Annotated in this window: 18 protein-coding genes; 11 read left to right on the forward strand and 7 right to left on the reverse strand. The window is 62.9% G+C overall.

Annotation, left to right across the window (positions count from 1 at the left end; genetic code table 11):
* Positions 1 to 7 precede the first annotated feature (7 nt).
* Positions 8 to 478 (forward strand): pyridoxamine 5'-phosphate oxidase family protein, encoded by a 471-nt coding sequence (locus JOF48_RS18130; RefSeq protein WP_209683269.1) that lies wholly within the window; start codon positions 8 to 10, stop codon positions 476 to 478.
* A gap of 66 nt (positions 479 to 544) precedes the next feature.
* Positions 545 to 1,012: a universal stress protein gene (locus JOF48_RS18135; RefSeq protein WP_209683272.1), complete on the forward strand. Its 468-nt coding sequence runs from the start codon at positions 545 to 547 to the stop codon at positions 1,010 to 1,012.
* Positions 1,013 to 1,056: 44 nt separating this feature from the next.
* Here the strand turns inward: JOF48_RS18135 and JOF48_RS18140 are convergent, their stop codons facing one another.
* From JOF48_RS18140 to JOF48_RS18155, 4 genes are all read right to left on the reverse strand, one after another.
* Complete coding sequence (locus JOF48_RS18140) at positions 1,057 to 1,923, reverse strand: universal stress protein (RefSeq protein WP_209683274.1); 867 nt, start codon at positions 1,921 to 1,923, stop codon at positions 1,057 to 1,059.
* Between the two features lie 134 nt (positions 1,924 to 2,057).
* On the reverse strand, positions 2,058 to 4,709 hold the full coding sequence (gene mgtA, locus JOF48_RS18145; protein ID WP_209683278.1) for a magnesium-translocating P-type ATPase: 2,652 nt from the start codon (positions 4,707 to 4,709) through the stop codon (positions 2,058 to 2,060).
* Entirely contained in the window at positions 4,687 to 5,202 is a 516-nt protein-coding gene (locus JOF48_RS18150) for a universal stress protein (protein ID WP_209683281.1), read from the reverse strand. The genes mgtA and JOF48_RS18150 overlap by 23 nt, the downstream gene beginning before the upstream one ends.
* Before the next feature lie 171 nt (positions 5,203 to 5,373).
* Positions 5,374 to 5,589, reverse strand: coding sequence for a hypothetical protein (locus JOF48_RS18155; RefSeq protein WP_209683284.1), 216 nt, complete (start codon positions 5,587 to 5,589; stop codon positions 5,374 to 5,376).
* A gap of 204 nt (positions 5,590 to 5,793) precedes the next feature.
* Here JOF48_RS18155 and JOF48_RS18160 point away from each other — a divergent pair, with 204 nt between their 5' ends.
* The 6 genes from JOF48_RS18160 to JOF48_RS18185 all read left to right on the forward strand — a co-directional run bounded on the left by JOF48_RS18160 (position 5,794) and on the right by JOF48_RS18185 (position 12,287).
* On the forward strand, positions 5,794 to 8,238 hold the full coding sequence (locus tag JOF48_RS18160; protein ID WP_281067995.1) for a phosphoketolase family protein: 2,445 nt from the start codon (positions 5,794 to 5,796) through the stop codon (positions 8,236 to 8,238).
* Positions 8,239 to 8,638: 400 nt separating this feature from the next.
* A complete protein-coding gene (locus tag JOF48_RS18165) occupies positions 8,639 to 9,109 on the forward strand; it encodes a pyridoxamine 5'-phosphate oxidase family protein (RefSeq protein ID WP_209683290.1) in 471 nt (156 codons plus the stop codon).
* 337 nt (positions 9,110 to 9,446) lie between these two features.
* The gene (locus JOF48_RS18170; RefSeq protein WP_209683294.1) at positions 9,447 to 9,782 is read left to right on the forward strand and encodes a hypothetical protein; all 336 of its coding nucleotides are present in this window, start codon (positions 9,447 to 9,449) and stop codon (positions 9,780 to 9,782) included.
* Positions 9,775 to 10,365, forward strand: coding sequence for a flippase-like domain-containing protein (locus tag JOF48_RS20225; protein ID WP_425353748.1), 591 nt, complete (start codon positions 9,775 to 9,777; stop codon positions 10,363 to 10,365). The genes JOF48_RS18170 and JOF48_RS20225 overlap by 8 nt, the downstream gene beginning before the upstream one ends.
* A 152-nt stretch (positions 10,366 to 10,517) precedes the next feature.
* On the forward strand, positions 10,518 to 11,579 hold the full coding sequence (locus tag JOF48_RS18180) for a zinc-dependent alcohol dehydrogenase family protein (protein WP_209683299.1): 1,062 nt from the start codon (positions 10,518 to 10,520) through the stop codon (positions 11,577 to 11,579).
* Between the two features lie 66 nt (positions 11,580 to 11,645).
* Positions 11,646 to 12,287 (forward strand): NADPH-dependent F420 reductase, encoded by a 642-nt coding sequence (locus JOF48_RS18185; RefSeq protein WP_209683302.1) that lies wholly within the window; start codon positions 11,646 to 11,648, stop codon positions 12,285 to 12,287.
* A 139-nt stretch (positions 12,288 to 12,426) separates the two neighbouring features.
* On the opposite strand, the gene JOF48_RS18190 is transcribed toward JOF48_RS18185, so the two are convergent.
* Both JOF48_RS18190 and ppsA read right to left on the reverse strand, forming a co-directional pair.
* A complete protein-coding gene (locus tag JOF48_RS18190) occupies positions 12,427 to 13,812 on the reverse strand; it encodes an MBL fold metallo-hydrolase RNA specificity domain-containing protein (RefSeq protein ID WP_209683304.1) in 1,386 nt (461 codons plus the stop codon).
* A gap of 723 nt (positions 13,813 to 14,535) precedes the next feature.
* Positions 14,536 to 16,953: a phosphoenolpyruvate synthase gene (gene ppsA, locus JOF48_RS18195; RefSeq protein WP_209683307.1), complete on the reverse strand. Its 2,418-nt coding sequence runs from the start codon at positions 16,951 to 16,953 to the stop codon at positions 14,536 to 14,538.
* 277 nt (positions 16,954 to 17,230) lie between these two features.
* Between ppsA and JOF48_RS18200 the strand changes: the two genes are divergently transcribed.
* Positions 17,231 to 18,232 carry a zinc-dependent alcohol dehydrogenase family protein gene (locus JOF48_RS18200; protein ID WP_209683310.1) on the forward strand — a complete coding sequence of 334 codons (1,002 nt, stop codon included), beginning with the start codon at positions 17,231 to 17,233 and terminating at the stop codon, positions 18,230 to 18,232.
* Here the strand turns inward: JOF48_RS18200 and ligD are convergent.
* Complete coding sequence (gene ligD, locus JOF48_RS18205; RefSeq protein WP_245346601.1) at positions 18,229 to 19,128, reverse strand: non-homologous end-joining DNA ligase; 900 nt, start codon at positions 19,126 to 19,128, stop codon at positions 18,229 to 18,231. The genes JOF48_RS18200 and ligD overlap by 4 nt on opposite strands.
* Before the next feature lie 506 nt (positions 19,129 to 19,634).
* Between ligD and JOF48_RS18210 the strand changes: the two genes are divergently transcribed.
* Together JOF48_RS18210 and JOF48_RS18215 are read left to right on the forward strand one after the other, a co-directional pair.
* The gene (locus JOF48_RS18210; protein ID WP_209683313.1) at positions 19,635 to 20,174 is read left to right on the forward strand and encodes a hypothetical protein; all 540 of its coding nucleotides are present in this window, start codon (positions 19,635 to 19,637) and stop codon (positions 20,172 to 20,174) included.
* 420 nt (positions 20,175 to 20,594) lie between these two features.
* Complete coding sequence (locus tag JOF48_RS18215) at positions 20,595 to 21,566, forward strand: hypothetical protein (protein ID WP_209683315.1); 972 nt, start codon at positions 20,595 to 20,597, stop codon at positions 21,564 to 21,566.
* Positions 21,567 to 21,777 lie beyond the last annotated feature (211 nt).

Raw genomic sequence — 21,777 nt, forward strand, 5'->3', positions numbered from 1 at the left:
TCAATCCATGAATGAGAAAGCAGCCGCCGCACGGGCGGAGAACCTCCCGGTCCACGAATGTTGGGCACAACTCCGGGTTGTCTCAGTAGGCAGGCTGGCTGTTTGGGACACGGACCATCCAGACATCTTCCCGGTCAATTACACGGTGGATCACGGCACTCTCGTCTTCCGGACAGGCGAAGGCACGAAGCTCTCTGCACTGCTCCGTGGCCACCCCGTGGCTCTTGAGGCCGACGGCGTCGATCCTGACACCGGTGTTGCCTGGAGCGTGGTGGTCAAGGGGCCGGCCGAGGTTCTGTCCACAACTGATGACCTTGTGGACAGTTTTTCGCTGCGACTTTTCCCCTGGCATGCAGGTCACAAGGACAACTTTGTGCGCATCCAGCCAACTTCGGTCACGGGTCGACGATTCAAGGTCACCCCTCCGGCGGACTGGTGGACCGCGTATGCCAATGCCCCTCACTCTTCACCCGAGTGACACCTGCCACAGGGCGGCCCGCCGTCAACCGGCGCATTCCCCTGCAGGCCCTTCCTGAGGAGCCCGATGGACACTCCCTCCACCCATGCCGGCCGCGTCATCGCTGGGGTTGACGGCTCGGTCCACTCCGCGCGCGTCTTGAGAACGGCGGCAGTCCTCGCCGGTGCCCTGAACCTTCGGCTCGACGTCTTCACCTGCTGGGAGCGGTCCGAGATCGACCTTGCGGCGCATATTCCCACCGGTGTGGTTGCGGAAGGCGACCCGCTGGAAGCGGAGGCAGCCCGCTTGGTGGAGGACGCCGTCGAACGCGTCTTTGGCTTGGAACGCCCAAGAACACTGGCCACTTTCGTCAGGTACGGCCATCCTTCCCAAATTCTTGTGCAGGAAAGCGCCAGCGCCTGCCTGCTTGTCGTGGGCCGGCGCGGACAGGGCGGTTTTGCCGGCCTCCGCCTGGGATCTGTGTCATCCGCGTGCATCGCCCATGCCCGTTGTCCGGTACTCGTCGTCAACAGCGACGTGCGGCCGCGGGGCTAGCCACACACCGGGCCAACCGTCCAGTGTCCGGACACCGGCCCACATCACCGACCCGGCAGTCGATCGCCCACAGTCCCGTGGGTCACCGCCATGGGGCAGGCGATTCGCGCGAGCACCAGTGAGCCAATGGCCCCGGGGCTCATGTGCTTCACGCCTTCGTGGCCGCGGCTGCCGACTACAAGAAGTACGGCTCCTTCCGCTGCGGCGGCAAGTGCCTCGGCGGCAGGGTTGCGCGTGTCCAGCACGCAACGGACAGCCAGGCGCGGGTGCCTGGCAGAGACAACCTTGGCTGCCGCGGCCAGAATCATTTCACCTTCTCCTGCTGCTGCCTCCCCGGTCCGGTCCTTCTGTTTCCCCCGAGGCGCAGCCGCAGCACCGCAAGCGGAATGCACGATGGTGAGCGGCTGCTTCAAGACCTCTGCCTCCCCGGCAGCAACGCGCACGGCGCGATCCGATTCGGGATCGCCGTCGACACCCACAACCACGCCTCTTCCGGGTGCGGTGATTCGCGGAATGATGGCCACTGTGCAGCGGCTGCGGATCACGAGGGGCAGGACAACTGCGCCAAAGCCTTCCCCGTGGGTGTCGCCAGGTTTGTCCCGGCCCACCACCATGGCCGCACCGGAGGAGAGCCCATCAAGCACCTCGGCCACTTCACCCTGCCTCACGGTCACGTGAATGGTCTCCAAGGGAAGAGAGCCCGAAATCCTTTCCCGTTCAGCGTCCAGCCCACGGGCTGCCGTATCAAGCGCCGTCTCGGCCAGTCTGGGCATTCCAGGACCCCAGGCATCCGGCAGGATACGCACTAGGTTCACGTCGCAGCCCAACCGTTGGGCGCGGCTGGCCGCCCAATCCACCGCGGCAGACGATGCCGGTGAGCCGTCAAATCCCACCACGATGGTGCTGGGCATGTTCCCTCCCTTTCAGCACGGGAAGGACCCCGTGCTGGTCTCTGATAATTATGTATTGAATTTCCGGGATTGAAGTTATCTCCCCTCTCCGAAACATGTCCCCCTCCATCCTCGTATCTGGCTTGTGCCCGGCCTCAACCGGGCACCAGTGGGTGTGGAACGCTGAACCGCGCTGCCCGGCGGTGGACGCGGTGGCTGTGTCCCCGCAACCGGGCAGGGGAAGGCAGCGGGAGCTGGCGGGAAAAGAACCACTTCTTGGCTATCTCCACCAGGACGAGGTAAACAACGACCATGGCAAGCAGCGCCGCGAAGAACAACGGTGGCAACGGGTCGAATCCGAGTGCGGTGCCCACAGGCGAGAGCGGCAGCAGCACGCCCACACCGACCACCCCCAGGGACGCCCACAGCAGCCCTGCCGACGGACGGCTGCGCAGGAACGGCACCCTCCGGGTGCGGATCGCAAAGATGATCAGTGTCTGGGTGGCAATGGATTCAATGAACCAACCGGCACGGAACTCGCCCGGCACAGCGTGAAACGCCAGCAACATCAGGGCGAAGGTGGCGAAGTCGAACAGGGAGCTGATGGGTCCGAAAACCAACATGAACCGCCGGATGAAAGCAATGTTCCAATGTGACGGGGCGAGGAGCTGCTCCTTGTCCACCCGGTCACCCGGTATGGCCAGTTGTCCCGTGTCGTAAAGCAGGTTGTTGAGCAGGATCTGTCCCGGGAGCATGGGCAGGAAGCTCAACACCACCGACGCTGTTGCGGCGCTGAACATGTTGCCGAAATTGCTGGAGGTTCCCATGAGCACGTATTTGATCGTGTTGGCAAAGATGCGTCTGCCCTCACGCACCCCTTCAGCCAGGACTGCCAGGTCCTTGTCCATCAGGACTATGTCCGCCGCATCCTTGGCAACATCGGTGGCGCTGTCCACTGAGATGCCAACATCAGCGTGGTGCAGGGCCAGGGCGTCGTTGACGCCGTCACCCAAAAATCCCACGGACCGCCCCTGTTGTCGCAACAGGCTGATGACGCGTGCCTTCTGCTCCGGAGATACGCGGGCAAAGATTCCGGTCTCCCCCAGCGCCGCTGTGAGTTCGACATCCGAGAACCCATCAATTTGTGCGCCTGTCAGCGTCCTTCCGGACTTCAAGCCCAGGTCTGTGCACACCTTTTCGGCCACGCGGGCGTTGTCTCCGGTGGCAATCTTGACGGTGATGCCGAGATCGAACAGGTCCAGCAGGGCGTCCTTTGCATTGGCCTTGGGCTTGTCCAGGAAGACCAGGAATCCAGCCAGTTCCAGGCCGCGCTCATCCGCCGCATCTAAGGATTCCCTGCCCACAGCGGTACGTGAGGCTACAGCAACGACCCGGGATCCGGCGTCGTACTCATGGTCGAGCAGGGCCTGCGCTGCCTTCGGGACTTCGCGGCAAAGTGGCAGGACATCCTCCGGCGAACCCTTGGTGACAAGGACCCGGTTGCCGTCCGCGCCGGTCACGAGCGCAGTGGTTCGACGGCGGCGGTGGTCGAAGGGGACGATGTCCAGCCTGTGGTGGTCTGCCGGGTTGAAATGGAGGGCCTGCGGGGCTTCCCAGAGCGCCGCGTCAAGAGGATTCTGTGCCGCGGACGTGACAACCCCCTGGGAATAGTCGGCTTCGGTGGACACCAGCCCCAGCGTAAAGAGGGCTGCCTCCGTGATTTCCGGGCGGATAGGAAGTGCAGCGGTGAAGCTGATGTGCCCCTGCGTGAGTGTGCCCGTCTTGTCCGTGACGAGCACGTCCATGTCGCCGAGATCCTCAATGCAGACCAGACGCTTTACGAGCACCTGGCGGCGGGCCAGCATGCGGGTTCCGGCGGCAAGGCAGGTACTGACGACGGCCGGCAGCAGCTGCGGCGTGATGCCGACGGCGATGGCCAAAGAAAACAGCAGGGAATCGAACAGGGGGCGCCCAAGAAGGAGATTGGCAACAAAAATGAGTGTGGTCAGGACCACGGCCACCTGCAGCAGCAGGAACGAGAATCGTTTCAGGCCCACTTGGAATTCCGTCTGGGGCTGCTGCTCTCCCAGCCCCAATGCTATGCGGCCAAACTCGGCCCTGCCGCCCGTGGCAACCACAACTCCGGTGCAGCTCCCCGTCTGAACAATGGTTCCCATGAAGACGCAGCAGGACAGGTCGCCCAAGGCTGCATCCCCCGTGACGGGAACAGGCAGCTTGTCCACGGGCAGTGACTCGCCCGTGAGGATGCTCTCGTCACACTGCAGACCCTCGCTGTCCAACAATCGGATGTCAGCCGGGATGACTGAGCCCAGACCCAGCCGGACGACGTCGCCGGGCACCAGATCCACTACGCCGATTTGGCACTCCGTGCCGTCCCGAAGGACAACCACAGTGTGCGTGACGCGGGAGTGAAGTGCTTCGGCGGCACGTTCGGCCCGGAATTCGTTGCTGAATCCCAGCCCGACGCTGGCAAGCAAGATGACTCCGATAACTGTCGAATTCGTCGCATCCCCCAAAAACAAGGACACACCGGCAGTGACAACCAGGAGAATCAAGATGGGGCTGCGCAGTTGGCGCCACAGCACCGGCCAAGGACTGGCTTCGTGCGTTCTCAGCGCATTGGGGCCAACCGCCTCCAACCGCCGACGCGCCTCGGCGGTGGCAATCCCCCGGCTGGTGGACCCCAATTCCTTGAGCGACTGCTCCGGCGTCAACCGTGCAGCTTCTTCGATGGAGAGAATCCGGGCAGTTATCCCGGCTGATTTAGGCGTCGCCAGTTGGCTCATCGACGTCCTGCCCCTGCGATCGCTGCACCGCCATCGCCTGGGCAGGGCCCGGCGCCTGAGCAGCATGGACGACAAGGACCGGGCACTGGGCATGGGCAGCACAAGCTGAACTGACCGAACCCAACAGCAGGCCGGCAAACCCCCCGTGGCCGCGTGAACCGAGAATGAGCATTTGTGCGGACTGTGCCAGGTTGAGCAGTATCTGGACCGGCCGCCCGCGACGGACCTCAGCAACCATGCCCTCGGGGCGATCTGCGCCGAAAGCCTCATCAAGCGCCTGATCCAGCAACTGTTGCGCCTCTGATTCGCCGTCCCAATCGGAAACGGGATATGGCCCGTACACGGTTTCGAGATGCCACGCGGAAATGGCCAAGATGGTGCAGCCAAGGGCAGCAGCGAGAGTCTGCGCCCACTGCAACGCCAAGATCGATTCCGGCGAACCGTCCACACCGACGACAACGGCTGCCGCCTTGCGAGGTGTCTCATCGGCCATGTCCCTTACCAACTTTCAGTCGCCTGCTCCGGGTCCGGGCCCATGGGGCGTTTGCCGCCGATTTCCCTGCACGGCCCGGCCATCATTCCGCTTCCATGCTTGCCGCTGCCGACGGCGCTGCACAGGGTACAAGGTCCCTAACGTCCGGCCGGCCAGGGCTGGCGGGCCGGCTCAGCTGATGTGTTGCATGGCACCCCAGCGCTTGGGTGGCGGGTAGACGAATCTGGCGATGGTCGTCGAGACCCAGCCGATGCAGAATCTTCCGAAGACCAGCAGGAACACCCGCCCGGTTGCCGGGCCGCGGCTTGCAAAGATGATCAGCAGGGCTATCGCCCAAACAACGCCCAGTCCGGCACTGTAAATCCAGTAGTTTCGCAATCGCAGCATCTGTTGCTCCCATGTTCCCTCGCGCAGCAAATTCGGCAGACTCCACTCAGCCTGTAGCGCCCGGCAGGAGTCACCACGGTGCGGTGTAGGGTACAAGGTCCCTACTGCCGCATCCGGCCGGGTGCAAGGCTGGTAGACAAACGGGCGGCGTTGTGTCACTTTGATCCGCGAACCCGCAGGCGACTCGTAGACATGGAGCACATCTTGGCCAGTCAACAGTTTCACGGCACCACACCCCCGCCACAAGAGGCCTGGCAAACTGACACGGCACTAGGGCACGAGGAACTGGGACTCCTCAACCGGTATTGGAATGCCGCCAACTACCTTACGGTGGCGCAGATATATCTTCAGGAGAATGTCCTCCTGCATGAACCACTGAGGCCCGGCCACATCAAGCCGCGCTTGCTGGGGCACTGGGGCACCAGCCCGGGCCTGTCGCTCATCTATGTTCATTTGAACCGGCTGATCCGCAGGACAGCTGCCAAGGTGCTTTTTGTTGCCGGCCCTGGCCACGGCGGCCCGGCAGTTGTTGCCAACCTGTATCTTGAGGGCAGTTACTCCGAAATCTACCCGGCCGTCAGCCAGGATGCGGCGGGCCTGCGCAGGTTGGTCCGGCAGTTCTCCACACCGGGAGGCATTCCAAGCCATGTTGGTCCGGCTACGCCAGGTTCCATCCATGAAGGCGGTGAACTGGGATATTCCCTGGCCCACGCCACCGGCACCGTCATGGACAACCCGGACCTGCTGGTGGCTTGCGTGGTTGGAGACGGCGAGGCTGAAACGGGGCCCTTGGCGGCTTCCTGGAAGGCTCCGGCATTCCTGAATCCCGCCCGGGACGGGGCCGTGCTGCCCATCCTCCACCTCAATGGCTACAAGATCTCCGGCCCCACCGTGCTGGGCCGCCAATCGGATGAACAAGTCTCGGCATTGCTGGCGGCCCATGGCTGGGATCCAGTTGTCGTCTCCGGCGCCGATCCCGCCGCGGTGCACCGCCAGCTGGCAATGGCATTGGATTATGCATTTGCCCGAATCCGGCGGTTCCAGGACAGTGCCCGCAACCACGGCGCATCGGAGCCGGCCCGGTGGCCGGCGATCATTCTGCGCACCCCCAAGGGCTGGACCGGGCCGGGCATCGTTGATGGAATTCATGTGGAAGGAACCTTTCGCTCCCATCAGGTCCCACTGTCAGGAGTGCGGGAAAACCCCGAACACCTAGCCCTGCTGGAAAGCTGGCTGCGGTCATACAAACCGGAGGCACTCTTTGACGACGACGGGCGGCTGCTGCCGGAGCTGGCTGCTTTGGCCCCGGCCGGGAGCCTGCGCATGGGGGTAGGCCCTTGGGCCCATGGTTCCACCGTGAAACCACTGCCCCTGCGGCCGCTTGAGGACTATGCCTTGGAGATTGGTGTGCCGGGGGCAACCAAGCACGAGACTACCCGCCCGCTGGGCGAAATGCTCAGGGATATCTATCTGGACACGGCACAGGATCCGCGGTTCCGGCTCTTCAGCCCGGACGAGACCAACAGCAACCGCCTGGGAGCGGTCTTCGAAGCCACCGAACGGTGCCTTATGGAACCGGTGCTCGCCGGCGATGACCACCTGTCACCCGACGGGCGTGTGATGGAAGTCCTCTCCGAACACCTCTGCCAGGGCTGGTTGGAAGGGTACGTCCTGACAGGCCGGCACGGTCTGTTTGCCACGTATGAGGCGTTCGCCATGGTGAGCGCATCCATGACAGTCCAACACGCCAAATGGTTGCAGCATGCTCGCGAACTTCCGTGGCGGAACCCTGTGCCAAGCCTGAATATCCTGCTTACCTCAACATGCTGGCGCAATGACCACAACGGTTTCAGCCATCAGGGGCCGGGCCTGATCGACACTGTGCTGTCCCTGTCCGGATCGGTCATCCGCGTCTACCTCCCGCCAGACTCCAACACATTGCTGGCCACGGCCGAGCATGTCCTGCAAAGCAAGGACTACGTGAATCTGGTGGTCGTAGACAAGCAGGAACACCCCCAGTACCTCCCCCTTGAGGAGGCACGGCGGCACGCTGCGGCCGGCGCATCCACGTGGCGGTGGGCCGGCAACGAGCAGCAGGGTTCGAGCTCCGGCCCGGACATCGTCATGGCATGTGCCGGTGACGTGCCCACGGAGGAAGCACTCGCAGCAGCCTGGCTGCTCCAGCGCCACGTTCCCGGGCTGACCGTGCGCGTTGTCAACGTCATGGACGCGTTGGTGCTGCCACCTCCGGACGTCCACCCTCACGGCCTCTCCGAAGCGGCCTTTGAGGAGCTGTTTACCCAGGACACGCACGTCATTGTGGCCTGGCACGGCTACGCCCGTACGGTCCACCAGCTCCTGCACGGCCGGCGTAATCCGGGTCGATTCCACGTCCGCGGCTACAACGAGCAAGGAACCACAACCACCCCTTTCGACATGGTGGTACTGAACCGCATGAGCCGCTACCACCTGGCTGTGGAAGCCCTGCACCGGGCAGGCGGCCAGCATCAGGGCGCCCAGGAACTGGCCACATATTGCCAGGAGATGCTCACCAAACACGAAGAGTACGTCCTGGCCCACCTGGAAGACCTCCCGGAAATACGCGACTGGGTTTGGTCTCCCCCACAGCAACAAAGGACAGACGGATGAGCAGCGCACATCACCCATTTCCCATCATCGTGCGTGTGGACGGATCCGAATCCTCCGTCGCGGAAACCGAAATGCTCGCAAGCGGGCTGCGCACTCCCCTTCAGGCCCTGTTGTGCTGGAACTACCCACGCGCTTCATCGGTGCCCCACGGGCCGGGTTCCTTCGATTTCAGGGGTGCCGCCCAACAGATCCTGGACACCGCAGTCGAGGACGCCTTTGGCTTGAATTGGCCAAAGAACCTCACCATCCGGCTGGAGCAGGGGCTCCCCGGGCAACCCTCATTGAAGCCAGCAAGGATGCGGCACTGCTTGTGCTGGCGTTCTGCCGGGGTTTCACGGCCTTGGAGTTTCGGGTCTTTGGGCCCTAGTTCCGGCAACCGGGGTTTCCATAGGATCAAGGCATGAGAGACAACGAAGTTGCACCCAAAGCAGAAGTCCTGACCACCGCACAGTGCTGGAAGCTCCTTTCAGAAACATCCGTTGGGCGGCTTGCAGTGAATGTGGACGGCCGCCCTGATGTGTTCCCGGTAAATTACAGGGTGGACGGCGAGACACTGATCTTCCGCACTGGTGGCGGCACCAAGATCAACGCCATGAACGAGGACGCAAACGTAGCGCTGGAATCCGATGCAGTAAGCGGCGAGTTCGGTCTTGCGTGGAGTGTGGTGGTCAAGGGTCGTGCGGAGGCTGCCGCTGTGGACAACCCCGCGCTAAATTCCAAGGTTCACGGATTCTTTCCCTGGCAGGGGGTCGGCAAAGAACGCCTCATCCGCATTGTGCCCGAGACAGTGACCGGCAGGCGCTTCACATTGGATGCGTCCATGACGTGGAATGTTCCGCTCGATGCCGCTATTCGGGCCGGGCTCGAATAGGCGGCCCCAACCGCAAAGCGGCACGCAGCGCAAGATGCCGCGGCTACCGCGGAGTCGTCCGCTCTGGGCCGGAAGAGTGCGGGGTCTTTGAATTCTCGCGGGTATGGCCCGCTGTCGTGTCGGTCCATGGCACATGCAGGAGGATGGTTGACGCCATGGACGGCCACGGACACGATAGCGGCGCGAAAACCCGCCATCGCAATCAAAAGGAAGTGTGGCTGCGCCACAGGAACATACCCCGACGCCACCTTCCACGCCGGTCATGCGCACCCTGCCAAATATCCGTCGACATCGCCGGATTCCCGGGTGGATGATCGGGCTCGCCTCAACCCTTCTATTGGCAGGGGCAATCTGGTGGGTCATCGCGCCCCAATATGCGGGCGCGGTTAACACGCTCCAGTCCCTGGAACGTATCTCCTTCACGCTGGTCCTCGTGGCAGGGGCCCTGGACCTGGCGTCCTTGGCCGCCTATTCGGCGCTTACGGCCTCGATACTGGGTTCGGGCCGGCCACACTTTTTCACCATCGTGGGCATCGACCTCTCAGGGCTGGCCGTCAACCACCTTGTGCCCGGCGGCGGCGCCACTGCCACCGCCATCGAAGTGACGGTGTCAAAACTGCTGCTCGGGGTCCTTTTTTGCTTTGGGTCTGCTCCTGTCGTTGACGTTGGTTGAGGCCAGCGGGTACTACCGCACGGCAGCAATTGCTGCGCTTGCAGCCCTGTTGGCCACTGGGCTTGCCGCCTGGTTCCTGACCCAGCGCACGGGCAGGACAGTCCAGCTCGCCCGTTCATTGGCAAGACATGTTCCGCTGCTGAACGCGGACTCCGCCGAATCGTTTCTTCGCATGATGGCCCAGCAAGTGGGAATGCTGGGCAGGGATCCGCGCAGGTTGGGCATTGACGTCTTGTTTGCGGCCTTGAATTGGTTGCTGGACGCGGCTGCGCTGTGGGTGCTTTTGGCAGCGTTGGGGCACCCGCTGGGGCCTGGCCCGCTGCTTACCCTCTACTCGGTGGGGAACATTCTTGCCACGCTGCCACTAACCCCGGGTGGCCTGGGAATCGTGGAGGGTGTCATGGCCCCGGCACTGGTCGGCTTGGCGTCCCTTCCGCCATTGCAGTCTTGGCAGTCATCGGCTGGCGGCTGTTCCAGTTCTGGATGCCACTCCCCCTTGGTGCCGCGGCCTATGCATCACTTCGATTTGGGGCCATTTCGCCGGAGGTTGGTCAGTTCCCCTTGGGGATGGGCCCAACAGTGAAAGACAGCGACTTCCGGGCCGCAGGCAAATGGTTCAGATGCAGGCCCTTTGGCCCTAACCACCACTCTCGGCCGGCAGTAGCGTCTACTGTGCGAGCCGGATCAACCGGCCTGAAGCAGCAAGCACACAGCAGAACATCGGGAGGACATGTTATGAAAGCTCTGGTGTACCAAGGCCCAGGCGAGAAGGAGTGGAAAGACGTTCCGATGCCACAGCTGGCCAACTCCGGCGACGTCATTGTCCGCGTGGACACCACCACTATTTGCGGTACAGACCTGCACATCCTAAAGGGTGACGTTCCCGCGGTCACGCCGGGCCGGATTCTGGGCCATGAAGGCGTGGGAACAGTCACGGAGACCGGCACAGGAGTCAAGGACTTTGCTGTCGGCGACCGCGTCATCATCTCCTGCATCAAGTCCTGCGGGCACTGCATCAACTGCCGCAGCGGTTTGTATTCACACTGTCTCGGGGACGAAGGTGCCGCCGGCATTGGCTGGGTATTTGGGCACCTCATCGATGGAACCCAGGCAGAATATGTCCGTGTTCCCTACGCCGACAACTCGCTGCACAAGCTGCCCGACGGCGTGAGTGATGTTCAGGCTGTCATGCTCTCTGACATTCTGCCCACCGGATTCGAGATCGGGGTCCTTGCCGGGGCGGTCAAGCCGGGCGATGTGGTGGCGGTCATCGGCGCCGGCCCCGTGGGGCTCGCTGCCATGATGACCGCCGGGTTGTGCGGCGCGGCCAAGGTTATCGCCCTTGACCTGGACAAGGGCAGGTTGGAGCAGGCGAGGAAATTTGGTGCCACAGACGCCGTCGACTCCGGCGACGCAGACTGGAAGGATCAGGTCTTTGCCCTCACCGACGGGGCGGGGGTGGATGTTGCCATCGAAGCCGTTGGCCTTCCAGCTACATTCGAGATGGCTGTGGACACGGTGCGCCCCGGCGGCCATGTGGCCAATGTCGGCGTTCATGGAAAGCCCGTCGAACTGCACCTGGACGAGCTGTGGATTCGCAACATCACCATCACCATGGGCCTGGTCAACGCCAACTCCACGCCGATGCTGCTCAAGCTTGTTGCCGCACATAAGATCCCGGCCGAACAGTTCGCAACCCACTTCTTCAACTTTGACCAAATGCTGGATGCCTATGAGACGTTTGCGAATGCGGCCACCACCAAGGCCCTCAAGGTCATCATTTCACGCGCTGGCTGAACGCCGCGGAGCAAGAAAATCCGGCGGGAGCACGTGTCTTCTCGCCACAATGAAAGGAAGAGAACCATGTCCCAGGTAACCATCATCGGCAACGGACACATGGCCAGGGCCATAGCTGTGCGCATGATCCATGCCCGCCATTCAGTCCAGATCCTTGGCCGTGACGGAGAAAGAACCCGTGAACTGGTCGAAGACCTCGGCGCCGGCGCCACGGGTGGCGGAGAGGAGGCAGTGATCGAAGGCGGCATCGTCATTCTGGCGGTCCCCTACGAGGAAGCAGTAAGGGTGGTGCTCCTGTACGGCGAAACCTTGGCCGGCAAGGTCGTGGTCGACATCAGCAACCCAGTGAACCTGGCTGACTTTGACTCAATGCGCACCCCTGCCGGGTCGTCCGCAGCCGAGCAGGTTGCCCTGCATGCGTCCAAGGGTGCCTTGGTTGTCAAGGCATTCAACACGTGTTTCGCAGCAACCCTTGAAGCCGGACATGTTGCCGGCCAGCCCTTGGATGTTTTCATTGCCGGGGACTCACAGGATGCCAAGCTGAAGGTCAGCGCCGTGGTCGCCGCATCCGGCCTTCGCCCCATCGACGTCGGCCCCCTCCGCCGGGCGCGGGAATTGGAGGCCATGATGTTGATGCTGATGGGGTTGCAGGTGGACCCAAGCCATGAGAACTTCAATTGGGACACCGCAATCAAGCTTCTTCCGTGATCCATGGCGACTGGGTTGGCTGTGGATTTCGCCGCATACGCCCGGTCCAGGTGATCAACAACGAAGCCTCACCATCAAGATAGGCGCAGCTGGAGGCGGGGCCCGCGATGGCCCCGCCTCCAGCTGTGTCCCGCTGCGTTCAGCGGGGATCCGCCAGGGAAACAGTCTCCAGATACTCTGCGGCCCGGGCGTTCCAGTCCAGTTCGTGCTTGATACGCAGGCGCAGTGCATCTGACGCATCGGGCTCACCGTGGACTATGTAGCTCATGCGCGGAGCTTCCGGGGCGGCCCGCAACCACTCCATGATGGCATCGGCATCGGCGTGGGCTGAAAACGCCTCCGTCTGGAAAACCTCTGCCCGGACGGGGATGTCCTGCCCGTAGATGCGCAGCTGGCGATTTCCCGATGCCAGGGAAGCCCCTCGAGTTCCGCCCGCCTGGTAGCCGGCCAGGACAATGGCGTTCCTTCGGTCCTGCCCATAGCTTGCCACGTGGTGAAGGATCCGTCCGCCGGTGAGCATGCCGCTGGCCGAGATGATGATCATGGGCCCACCCCGGAGATTGAGCAGCTTGGATTCATCCACTGTCCGGGTCATGGTTGCCAGCTTGTACATCTGGCTGAACTCCGCATCGCTGATCCGGTGCTCGTCACGGTGCCGCTGGTACATAAGTGAGGCGTCAATTGCCATCGGGCTGTTCAGAAAAATCGGGACCTCAGGGAAGGCGCCGTGGCGGCGCAGCCTCGCCAGGCTCAACAGTATGCTTTCGGTCCGCCCCACTGCGAAGGCGGCAATCATTACCACGCCGCCACGCTTGACCACCCGGTTGATCAGCTCACCCAGTCCGTCGTCGGCGTTTCCGGTCGGATGGGTGCGGTTTCCGTAGGTCGATTCGGTGACCAGCACCTCCACCGGCTCAAGGTCTCGGGGAGGGTACATCAGCGGATCGTCCGCCCGGCCCAAGTCTCCCGTGAAATGGACGCTGTGGCCGGCAATCGACAGGCGAATCTGTGCAGCTCCTAGAATGTGTCCCGCCGGCACCAAGGTGGCGCTGATACCAGCGCCTACGTCGAATGGCCTGTCAAAGTCATGCGTCCGGAAACTCTTGAGCGAGCGGACCGCGTCCGCGGCCGTGTACAGCGGCACGGGCGGGGTGTGGGTTGATGAGCCCCGGTGTTCGGCGTAGTGGGCCTCTTCTTCGAGCAGGTGCCCGCTATCAGGAAGCAGCAGGGTGCACAGCTCCTGCGTTCCCTCGGTGGCGTGGATCGGTCCGCGAAACCCGTCACGAACCAGCGCTGGCAAATATCCGGTGTGGTCAAGATGGGCGTGGGTGACAATGACGGCGTCGACCGACGCGGCAGGGACGGGCAGCCTGGCACGGTTTCTCTCACGGAGGTACTTGTAGCCTTGAAAAAGGCCGCAGTCCACCAAGATCCGCCGACCTCCAGCTTCCAAAAGGTATTTCGAACCTGTGACTGTGCCGGCGGCGCCGAGAAAACGCAGGGTGGGGCTGTTGTCGCGACTCATGTTTACTCCCGATGGGTTTTGCCTGCCGGCCTTGGACAGACCATTGGCTGGTCCTGTCCGTTCAGGACCGCAAGATCAGCTGCAGAAAGTGCCGCCACGCCGCCCTGTTCGACTGTGGCGGGGCCGGAATAGCCGCCACTGACAATGTTTACCGGGGTCCGGGGCAAGACACGGCACCCCGAGTTCTGCCGGAGCCAGTCATTGGTGTCCTGGCCAGGCCCATCCCAAACCCTTTGCAGCAACCTCGGATTCACGCCCTGTTCAGAGAGTTCATTTTCCTTTGGTCCAGAGCATGCGCCGCCATCGCGACCTCGTGGAGGGGCCAAGGCCGGGCACTGGCCGTGGGCCTCGACCACACGGCTGGTCATGGGAGCCGTCTTTTCACAGGTGCATCCTCGAAGCCGTGGCGCAGGTGGTGCCTCATCATTGCCAATCAGAACCCTTCCTGGAGCGAGTCATACCTTCCCCTTTCAAGGTTAGGGCGGGCAAGTCTGCAGGCGACAGGGCCCTAAGTCCCGTCCCTCGGGTTACCAGGCACCAGGGTCGGCCTTGGCCTGCAGTGCGTTGATGGCAACCGTGCGGTGTCCATGGCGATTCCGGCCGGCTGTTCACAAGTCGGCACAGGCATCACGGCGCCAACATGGAGCCCAAACAGTGCGGGAAGGGTCTTTCAAGTCCCTCCTTTGTTGCGGACTCGGCGATGGTCCTGCCATCCCCAATGCCCTATCTTCCAGGCAGGGTCGTCCCCACCATGTCATGCTTCATCACTGCTTCTGCCGCCGCAATGGTGGGGACGGTGCGCAGGAAGCTGTCCGGATTCAGCGAGATTGAATCAATGCCCGCTGCCACCAGGAACTGTGCAAAATCCGGGTGGTTGCTGGGTCCCTGCCCGCAGATCCCAATGTGGATGCCCGCCGCGTGGGCAGCGGCGACCGCCGCACCGATCATGTCCATCACGGCCTCGTCACGTTCGTCAAAAAGCGGTGCAAGTGCCGCAGAGTCCCGATCAACGCCGAGGACCAGCTGGGTGAGATCGTTGGATCCGATGGAGAAGCCGTCAAATTTGGCAGCGAACTTTTCAGCCAGGACAACATTCGCAGGGACTTCACACATCATGTACACCTTGAGCCCGTCCCGGCCACGGACCAAGCCATTGTCGGCCATGACGGCCAGGACACGGTCAGCCTCACCCAGTGTGCGGCAAAACGGCACCATGACAATGACGTTGGAGAAGCCGCAGTAGTTGCGCAGGCGCTGGATGGCCCGGCACTCGAGCTCAAAGCCGTCTTTGTAGCGCGGGTCGTAGTAGCGTGAGGCTCCCCGGAACCCGATCATCGGGTTGGACTCCTCATCCTCGAAGGCTGAACCGCCCACCAGGTGGGCGTACTCGTTCGTTTTGAAGTCACTAAACCGCACCACTGCCGGTGCCGGGTAGAACGGCGCAGCCAGTTTGGCCAGGCCCCGTGCCAATGTGTGCACAAAATAGTCTGCTGGGTTTTCAAAGCCGCGCGTGAGCTCCTTGATTCTGGACTGCTCCGCCGGGTCCGTGACACGTTCCGGATGGGCCAGTGCCATGGGGTGCACTTGGATCATGTCGTTGATGACGAACTCCATGCGCGCCAGTCCAATGCCCTTGGCCGGAAGACGCCACCATTTGAATGCCTCGGAGGGGCTGGCCAGGTTGAGCATGACTTCCGTTCGCGTGGCCGGCATCTCGCCGAGGTCCACATCGTCTTGGGCACTTCCCAGGAGACCCTCATAGACATGTCCGGTGTCGCCGTCCGCGCAGGAGACCGTGATGGCCTGCCCATCGGCAATCGTGCTGGTGGCGTTGGAGGTTCCGACGACGGCGGTGATCCCCAGTTCCCGGCTGACGATGGCCGCATGGCTGGTTGCCCCGCCCCTGTCCGTGACGATGGCCTTGGCCCGTTTCATGACCGGGACCCAGTCTGGATCGGTTTGTTCGGCTACCAGTACGGAACCGTCCACAAAGCTGCCGATGTCAGCGGCGCTCTTGATCACGCAGGCGGTCCCCGAGGCAATCGAATCACCCACTGCGGCGCCTTCGGCCAGCAGCGGTCCTTCCTCGGTCAGCCGGTGCGTGCTCATCACGGTGCCGCTCTTGCGGGCCTGGACAGTTTCAGGCCGTGCCTGGACGATGAACAGCTCGCCGCTCACCCCGTCCTTGGCCCATTCCATGTCCATCGGCCGGCCATAGTGGTTCTCGATCTGGATGGCCCACCTGCCCAACTGGACAATTTCTGCGTCGTCCAGGCAAAAGGAGGCCCGTTCCGCATCACTGCTGTCAACCATGAGCGTTCCCGCACCGCCGCTGGCCGGGTACGTCAGTTTGCGCGTCTTGGACCCGAGCGTCTTTTCGATCACCGGTGAGAACGCCTCGGTGTCCAGGAGTGGTTTGAAGACCCCGTATTTGTCTGGGTTCACCATGCCCAGGACCACTGTCTCGCCCAGCCCCCAGTTTGCGCTGATGACGGCGGCCCTGGGAAAACCGGTTTCGGTGTCAATCGAGAACATGACACCGGCGGCGCCCACATCGGAGCGGACCATGAGCTGAACACCCACCGACAATGCCACCTCAAGCTGTCCGTAGTGCATGATCTGGCGGTAGCTGATGGCCCGGTCGGTGAAGAGGGAGGCATAGCAGCGAAGGCAGGCATCCACCAGCTGCTGCTCGCCCCTGACGTTCAGGAACGTTTCCTGTTGGCCGGCAAAGCTGGCGTCGGGCAGGTCTTCGGCAGTGGCGCTGCTGCGGACGGCGACGGCGGGTTCTTCCTCTCCGCTGCGCTCGGCCAGCTCACGGTAGAAGGAACGGATTTGGGCGGCCGTTTCATCCGGAAACTTACCGCTGAGGATCAGTGCCCGAATCTCGCTTCCGATGTCCCGCCAGTTGGAGTCGCTGCCGTTCTTGCCTGCGAGTATCCGCGCCAGCTTGGGCGCCATGTTGTTCGCCACGATGAATTCGCGGTAGGCCGAAGCTGTGAGGGCGAAACCGCCTGGCACCCTGACCCCTTCGGCGGACAGCGAATGGAGCATCTCACCCAGGGAGGCATTTTTTCCGCCGACATCGGCAACGTCCTTAATGCCAACATCCTCAAGCAAGACAACATTCTCTTTGTTCACAGTAATCAGTTTTCCTTGTCACTTGTTCACCGGTGTTGCGCCGTAAGGCCTTCTTGGGCCAGCTGCCCACGCAACGAGTCAAACCCCGTTGGAGGGTGCCCGGATAGGGGCCAAAGTCACGACTGTGCTGCAATGCGAGACGGACCATCTCGGAATGTCATACACCAGGAGGCCAAAGGACCTTGTGCCCTTGCGGGAGGCGCGCGCCGAGGTCACACTCAAAAGGAGCGCTGCTCGGCAACCGGGCCGGTGCCAGAATCCGGCGAAGGAGGCAGCCATGCGTGCATGGTGGATAGAGGAACCGGGTCCGATGGCCTCGCATCCCCTTGTCTGGGGCGAACGGCCCGACCCGATACCCGGGCCCGGCGAATTGCTACTGCGTGTATTGAGTTGCGGGGTCTGCCGCACCGACCTGCACCTTGCCGAGGGCGACCTTGCCCCCCGGCACCTGCACATGATCCCGGGCCACGAGGTGGTGGGAGTTGTAATCGGGATGGGTCCGGACTGCAACGAGGTTCAGATCGGCGACAGGGTTGGCGTGCCATGGCTGGGCCAGACGTGTGGTGCATGCCGGTTCTGCCTGCTTGGGGAAGAAAACCTGTGCCTCTCCCCCACCTTCACGGGCTGGGACCGTGACGGAGGCTATGCTGAACTCGTCACGGTGGTTGAGGCCTTCACCTACAGGATCCCTAAGGTGTTCAGCAACGTAGAGGCTGCGCCCCTTCTGTGCTCGGGCATCATCGGCTACAGGGCGCTCCAACGGGCTGCGCTGCCTGCCGGCGGGCGTCTGGGAATTTACGGTTTCGGCGGATCGGCCCACATTACGGCCCAGATCGCGTTGCATCAGGGTGCCTCCATCTATGTCATGACACGCTCGGCCGAAGCCCGCGCACTCGCTGTGGCACTGGGGGCAGTGTTCGTGGGTGATGCCATGGACGTTCCTCCCGAGCCTGTGGATTCTGCCATCCTCTTTGCGCCTGTTGGAGACCTGGTGCCGGTTGCCCTGCGGGCACTGGACCGTGGCGGAACCCTTGCCGTGGCTGGCATCCACCTCTCTGACATCCCTTCGCTGCACTACGAAACGGAGCTGTTCCAGGAACGGGCACTGGTCAGCGTCACGGCCAACACCCGAACGGATGGCCAGGAACTCTTGAGCATCGCCGCGCAGATCCCCATCCAACCGACCACAACGACCTATCCTTTTTCAGCCGCCGACCAGGCCCTGGCCGACCTGGCCGGGGACTGTGTCACAGGTGCCGCCGCTCTCCTCATGGACTAGCACGCCGACGGCGGAGGAATCACGGGAACCAGGCCGGCGTCGATTCTTTCGATGACCTCCCGGTACCCCAGTTGGGCGAGCCCGGGCGTGGCAATTTCGGACCACTGGCGCGGTGCCGCCGCGGTGGGCGTCGGCCGGCCTCGCAGCGAATAGGGCACAATGGTGGTCTTGGCCTGCCAGTTCTGGCTCCAGTCAATGAAGATCTTCCTGCGCCGCACGTCCTTGCCCATCCGGCTGACGACTAACTCGGGGTGGTCGTGTTCCATGGAAAGGGCCACCTCATGGGCCAGGGCAGCAATGTCCGCCGAAGACCGTCGGCCGTCCAGGCCGGCATACACGTGGATTCCCTTGCTGCCGCTGGTCACGGGCAGCGACGGCAGTCCCAGCCGGTCCAGTGATCCCTTGGCAATGAGCGCCACGGCTGCGCACTCAGCCAGCCCGGCACCTTCCCCGGGGTCAAGGTCAAGGACCAGCCGGTCCGGGTTTCCGGGCTTGCCGGCGTCAGAGAACTGCCACTGCGGAACGTGGATCTCCAAGGCCGATATTTGGGCGAGCCAGGCCAAGGTGCGGGCGTCGTTGACCAGCGGATACACGGCATCGTGGTCTTTGTGGTGCAACCGCTGCCTTATCACCCAGTCCGGTGTGCCTGTGTCGAGGTTCTTTTGGAAGAAACTATTCCCGGGGGCAGCGGCTGTTCCCACGCCGTCCACCCAACGTTTCCGGGTGGCGGGACGGTTCCTGGCCCACTGGATCAGCACGGGCGCAACATGCAGGTAGTAGCTGGCGACGTCGGTCTTTGTGGTGCCAGTTTCAGGGTAAAGGATCTTCGCCGGATGGCTTAGCCGGACTGTCCCGTCCCCTGCATCCATCCGTCGCCGTGCGCTTGCGTCATTCATGCAGACCCTCCGTGCAGCTTGGGGTGCGGTCCGGGGCCTCGGCGGCGCTTTGGCCATCAGCGGCCGGAACACCGGAGCGCTGGCCGGGCCGGGTGTGCCCATGAGCCGGAAACAGTGAAGAATGCCTGTTTGCCATGGCACCGGCATCGGGATGTCATCCCGGCCCAGTCTAGGCCCTTCCCCTGCACCACGCACCACTTGGCACTGCCCGTCCTAGCAGCAGTTGTTCCGGTCCGGCGAAACCACTCAAGACTCAGCGGTGAATCCGCGCGGCAGGCACATACGCGGGCCGTGGTGGATCACGGGGACTTCAGTTCCGGCGCAGAGCCCGATTCCCTTCTCCTGCTCAGGTTCCGGAGGTCCGTGGAACGGCTCTGCCACGTTTGAGATTCTCTGGCGGCTCATGTCCCGGCAGGGGACGTTTGGCACTAGTGGAACAGGCGGCCCTCAACAAGACTGCAGTTAACCACCTGCCACCGCACTGCCGCCAAAAAGGGGCCACTTACATGAGCATTGCCGTCATCTACGAATCAATGTTTGGCAATACGAGGAAGATTGCCCTCGCCATCGCTGAGGGACTTGCACCATTCGGGATGGTGTCCACCGCGAATGTCAACGACCCGCGCGCCAGGAAAGCCGCCCATTCAGCCAACTTGCTTGTGCTCGGCGGTCCAACCCACGTGCACGGCATGAGCCGTCCATCCTCGCGTCAGGAAGCACTGACATGGTCCAGTGATCCCCGGAAGGACCTGGAGCTTGAACCCTTGGCACCAGGAACAGGCGTCCGTGAGTGGCTCCGGGACACCGAACTCATTCCTCCCCTGAGTGCGGCCTTTGACACACGGGTCGACATCGCCCACCTGCTTTCAGGTGCGGCCTGCGGCCACATCCAGCATGCCTTGGCGAAGCGGGGCTCTCGTGAGGTCATTGCACCTGAAAGTTTGCTAGTCACCAAAGACAACATCCTAGGCGTAGGCGAACTGGCCCGTGCCCGGGACTGGGGCACCAGCGTGGGCCGGGCCATGGAGCGGTTCCGCGACCGCTGAGGCGCCGCACACTGCAGGCTTTCCGCGAATGACCTCCGCGCCAATGCCATCGTACTGAACAGACCTGGCCTTGTGTGATGCCGTGCTCAAGTGGCTGGCAAACGGCACCACAACCGGGCCCAACGCAAGAAACTGTCCCCTTGCGAGCCAAGGAGGCTGGCCTCGGCACGTCCCGCTGGCTGCCTTGCCCTGGCCAGGATCTTCCCGTGAGTGGCTTGGTGCGTCAGAAACTAGTGGGATCCCTTGTTTGCAACCTGATGGGCGTACATGCCAGCAAGGTTTCCCTTCCCGTGCCAGAGACCATTGTCCTGGCTTGGGGTTGGGTTGCCTGGATCGGGTCCAAAACCACCAGGCCTTTCTCCTCTACTGCCGGTGCGCCGTACAGGACAAAGTGGAGAGCAACAGTCGGGGAGCGATGAGATGACAAGCACTGCAGAGATTGACAACGGCACACCGGATCCGGGAGGTGCCCGTGGTGGAGCCGCGGGTGGCGTCGTGGCGCTTGCGCTGGGAATTCTTCTGGCCTTGCTCGGTGCGACCGGGATCGCCGGTGGCATAGTTGCCTCCACGGTATCTGCCGGGCAGGGACCGGACGGATATCTCAGTTCCCCGGCACGGGAATTCACCACCACGTCCTACGCACTCACCTCTCCGCCAGCCAGGATTGGCACTGAGAAGGTTCCCTTTGACTTTGGCAGCTTCCGGCTTAAAGCCACACCCTCCCAGGCCGGAGGGCAGGTTTTCGTTGGCATCGGACCCAAGACTGACGTTGACCGCTACCTCAGCGGCGTCAACATCAGCGAAATCGCCGGCGTCGAGTCTTCTCCTTTCCGGGTGCAGTACCGGGATGTTCCCGGAACTGCTGCCGCAACGCCTCCGGGTGACCAGGGCTTTTGGACCGAATCTTCCTCCGGGCCGGGGACCCAGCAGCTCACCGTGGACCTGCGCAGCGGCAACTGGGTTGCGGTTGTCATGAATTCCGACGCCGGGGCCGGCGTCACGGTGAATCTGCAGGCAGCGGTCCACTCCGCCTGGCTGGACACCGTCCCACCAACCCTGTGGATTGGCGGGCTGGTGCTGCTGGTCCTTGGTGGCGGCCTGGTGGTGCTGGGTGCGATTCTCCTTGGCAGGCAGGCGGCCCCTTCGATGCGGCCAGGTGGCGATGCCGTCCCCGCCACGACCGGGGTCTACCCTGCAAGGCTCTCCGGGAAGCTTGACCTACAGCTGTCCCGAGGACTGTGGCTGGTCAAATGGCTCCTGGCCGTGCCGCACTTCTTCATCCTCTTTTTCCTGTGGGTCGCCGTCGCCATCACCACCATCACCACCATCATCGCCGGCTTCGCCGTCCTCTTCACCGGTCGGTACCCCCGTTACCTTTTTAGTAGCCCCTAAACGAGTAAGAATTGGGGTTGTTGGTCTGTCGGTCCCGGCATGATTAAGTCCCCCAGTCGTTGATGATCCGGGGGGTGTTGTCACCGGGGTCCGATAGGCGCCAGGGGATCGCTAATGGGGACCGGACCAGCACAAGGAACCGTCGTGTAGGTCAGCCGTAACGTGGATGCCGAGCCTTGCCGCCGTAGGACAAGCCAACGAATGTTTCACA

This window comes from Arthrobacter stackebrandtii, from assembly GCF_017876675.1.
GTDB lineage: Bacteria > Actinomycetota > Actinomycetes > Actinomycetales > Micrococcaceae > Specibacter > Specibacter stackebrandtii.

Bases quoted from the DNA above. Each gene is read 5' to 3' on its own strand.
- ligD (WP_245346601.1), bottom strand. From the start codon at position 19,128: ATGAATGACGCAAGCGCACGGCGACGGATGGATGCAGGGGACGGGACA.
- JOF48_RS18165 (WP_209683290.1), top strand. From the start codon at position 8,639: ATGAGAGACAACGAAGTTGCACCCAAAGCAGAAGTCCTGACCACCGCA.
- mgtA (WP_209683278.1), bottom strand. From the start codon at position 4,709: ATGAGCCAACTGGCGACGCCTAAATCAGCCGGGATAACTGCCCGGATT.
- JOF48_RS18210 (WP_209683313.1), top strand. From the start codon at position 19,635: ATGAGCATTGCCGTCATCTACGAATCAATGTTTGGCAATACGAGGAAG.
- JOF48_RS18155 (WP_209683284.1), bottom strand. From the start codon at position 5,589: ATGCTGCGATTGCGAAACTACTGGATTTACAGTGCCGGACTGGGCGTT.
- JOF48_RS18180 (WP_209683299.1), top strand. From the start codon at position 10,518: ATGAAAGCTCTGGTGTACCAAGGCCCAGGCGAGAAGGAGTGGAAAGAC.
- JOF48_RS18150 (WP_209683281.1), bottom strand. From the start codon at position 5,202: ATGGCCGATGAGACACCTCGCAAGGCGGCAGCCGTTGTCGTCGGTGTG.
- JOF48_RS18200 (WP_209683310.1), top strand. From the start codon at position 17,231: ATGCGTGCATGGTGGATAGAGGAACCGGGTCCGATGGCCTCGCATCCC.
- JOF48_RS18185 (WP_209683302.1), top strand. From the start codon at position 11,646: ATGTCCCAGGTAACCATCATCGGCAACGGACACATGGCCAGGGCCATA.
- JOF48_RS18215 (WP_209683315.1), top strand. From the start codon at position 20,595: ATGACAAGCACTGCAGAGATTGACAACGGCACACCGGATCCGGGAGGT.
- JOF48_RS18135 (WP_209683272.1), top strand. From the start codon at position 545: ATGGACACTCCCTCCACCCATGCCGGCCGCGTCATCGCTGGGGTTGAC.
- JOF48_RS18130 (WP_209683269.1), top strand. From the start codon at position 8: ATGAATGAGAAAGCAGCCGCCGCACGGGCGGAGAACCTCCCGGTCCAC.
- JOF48_RS18140 (WP_209683274.1), bottom strand. From the start codon at position 1,923: ATGCCCAGCACCATCGTGGTGGGATTTGACGGCTCACCGGCATCGTCT.
- JOF48_RS18190 (WP_209683304.1), bottom strand. From the start codon at position 13,812: ATGAGTCGCGACAACAGCCCCACCCTGCGTTTTCTCGGCGCCGCCGGC.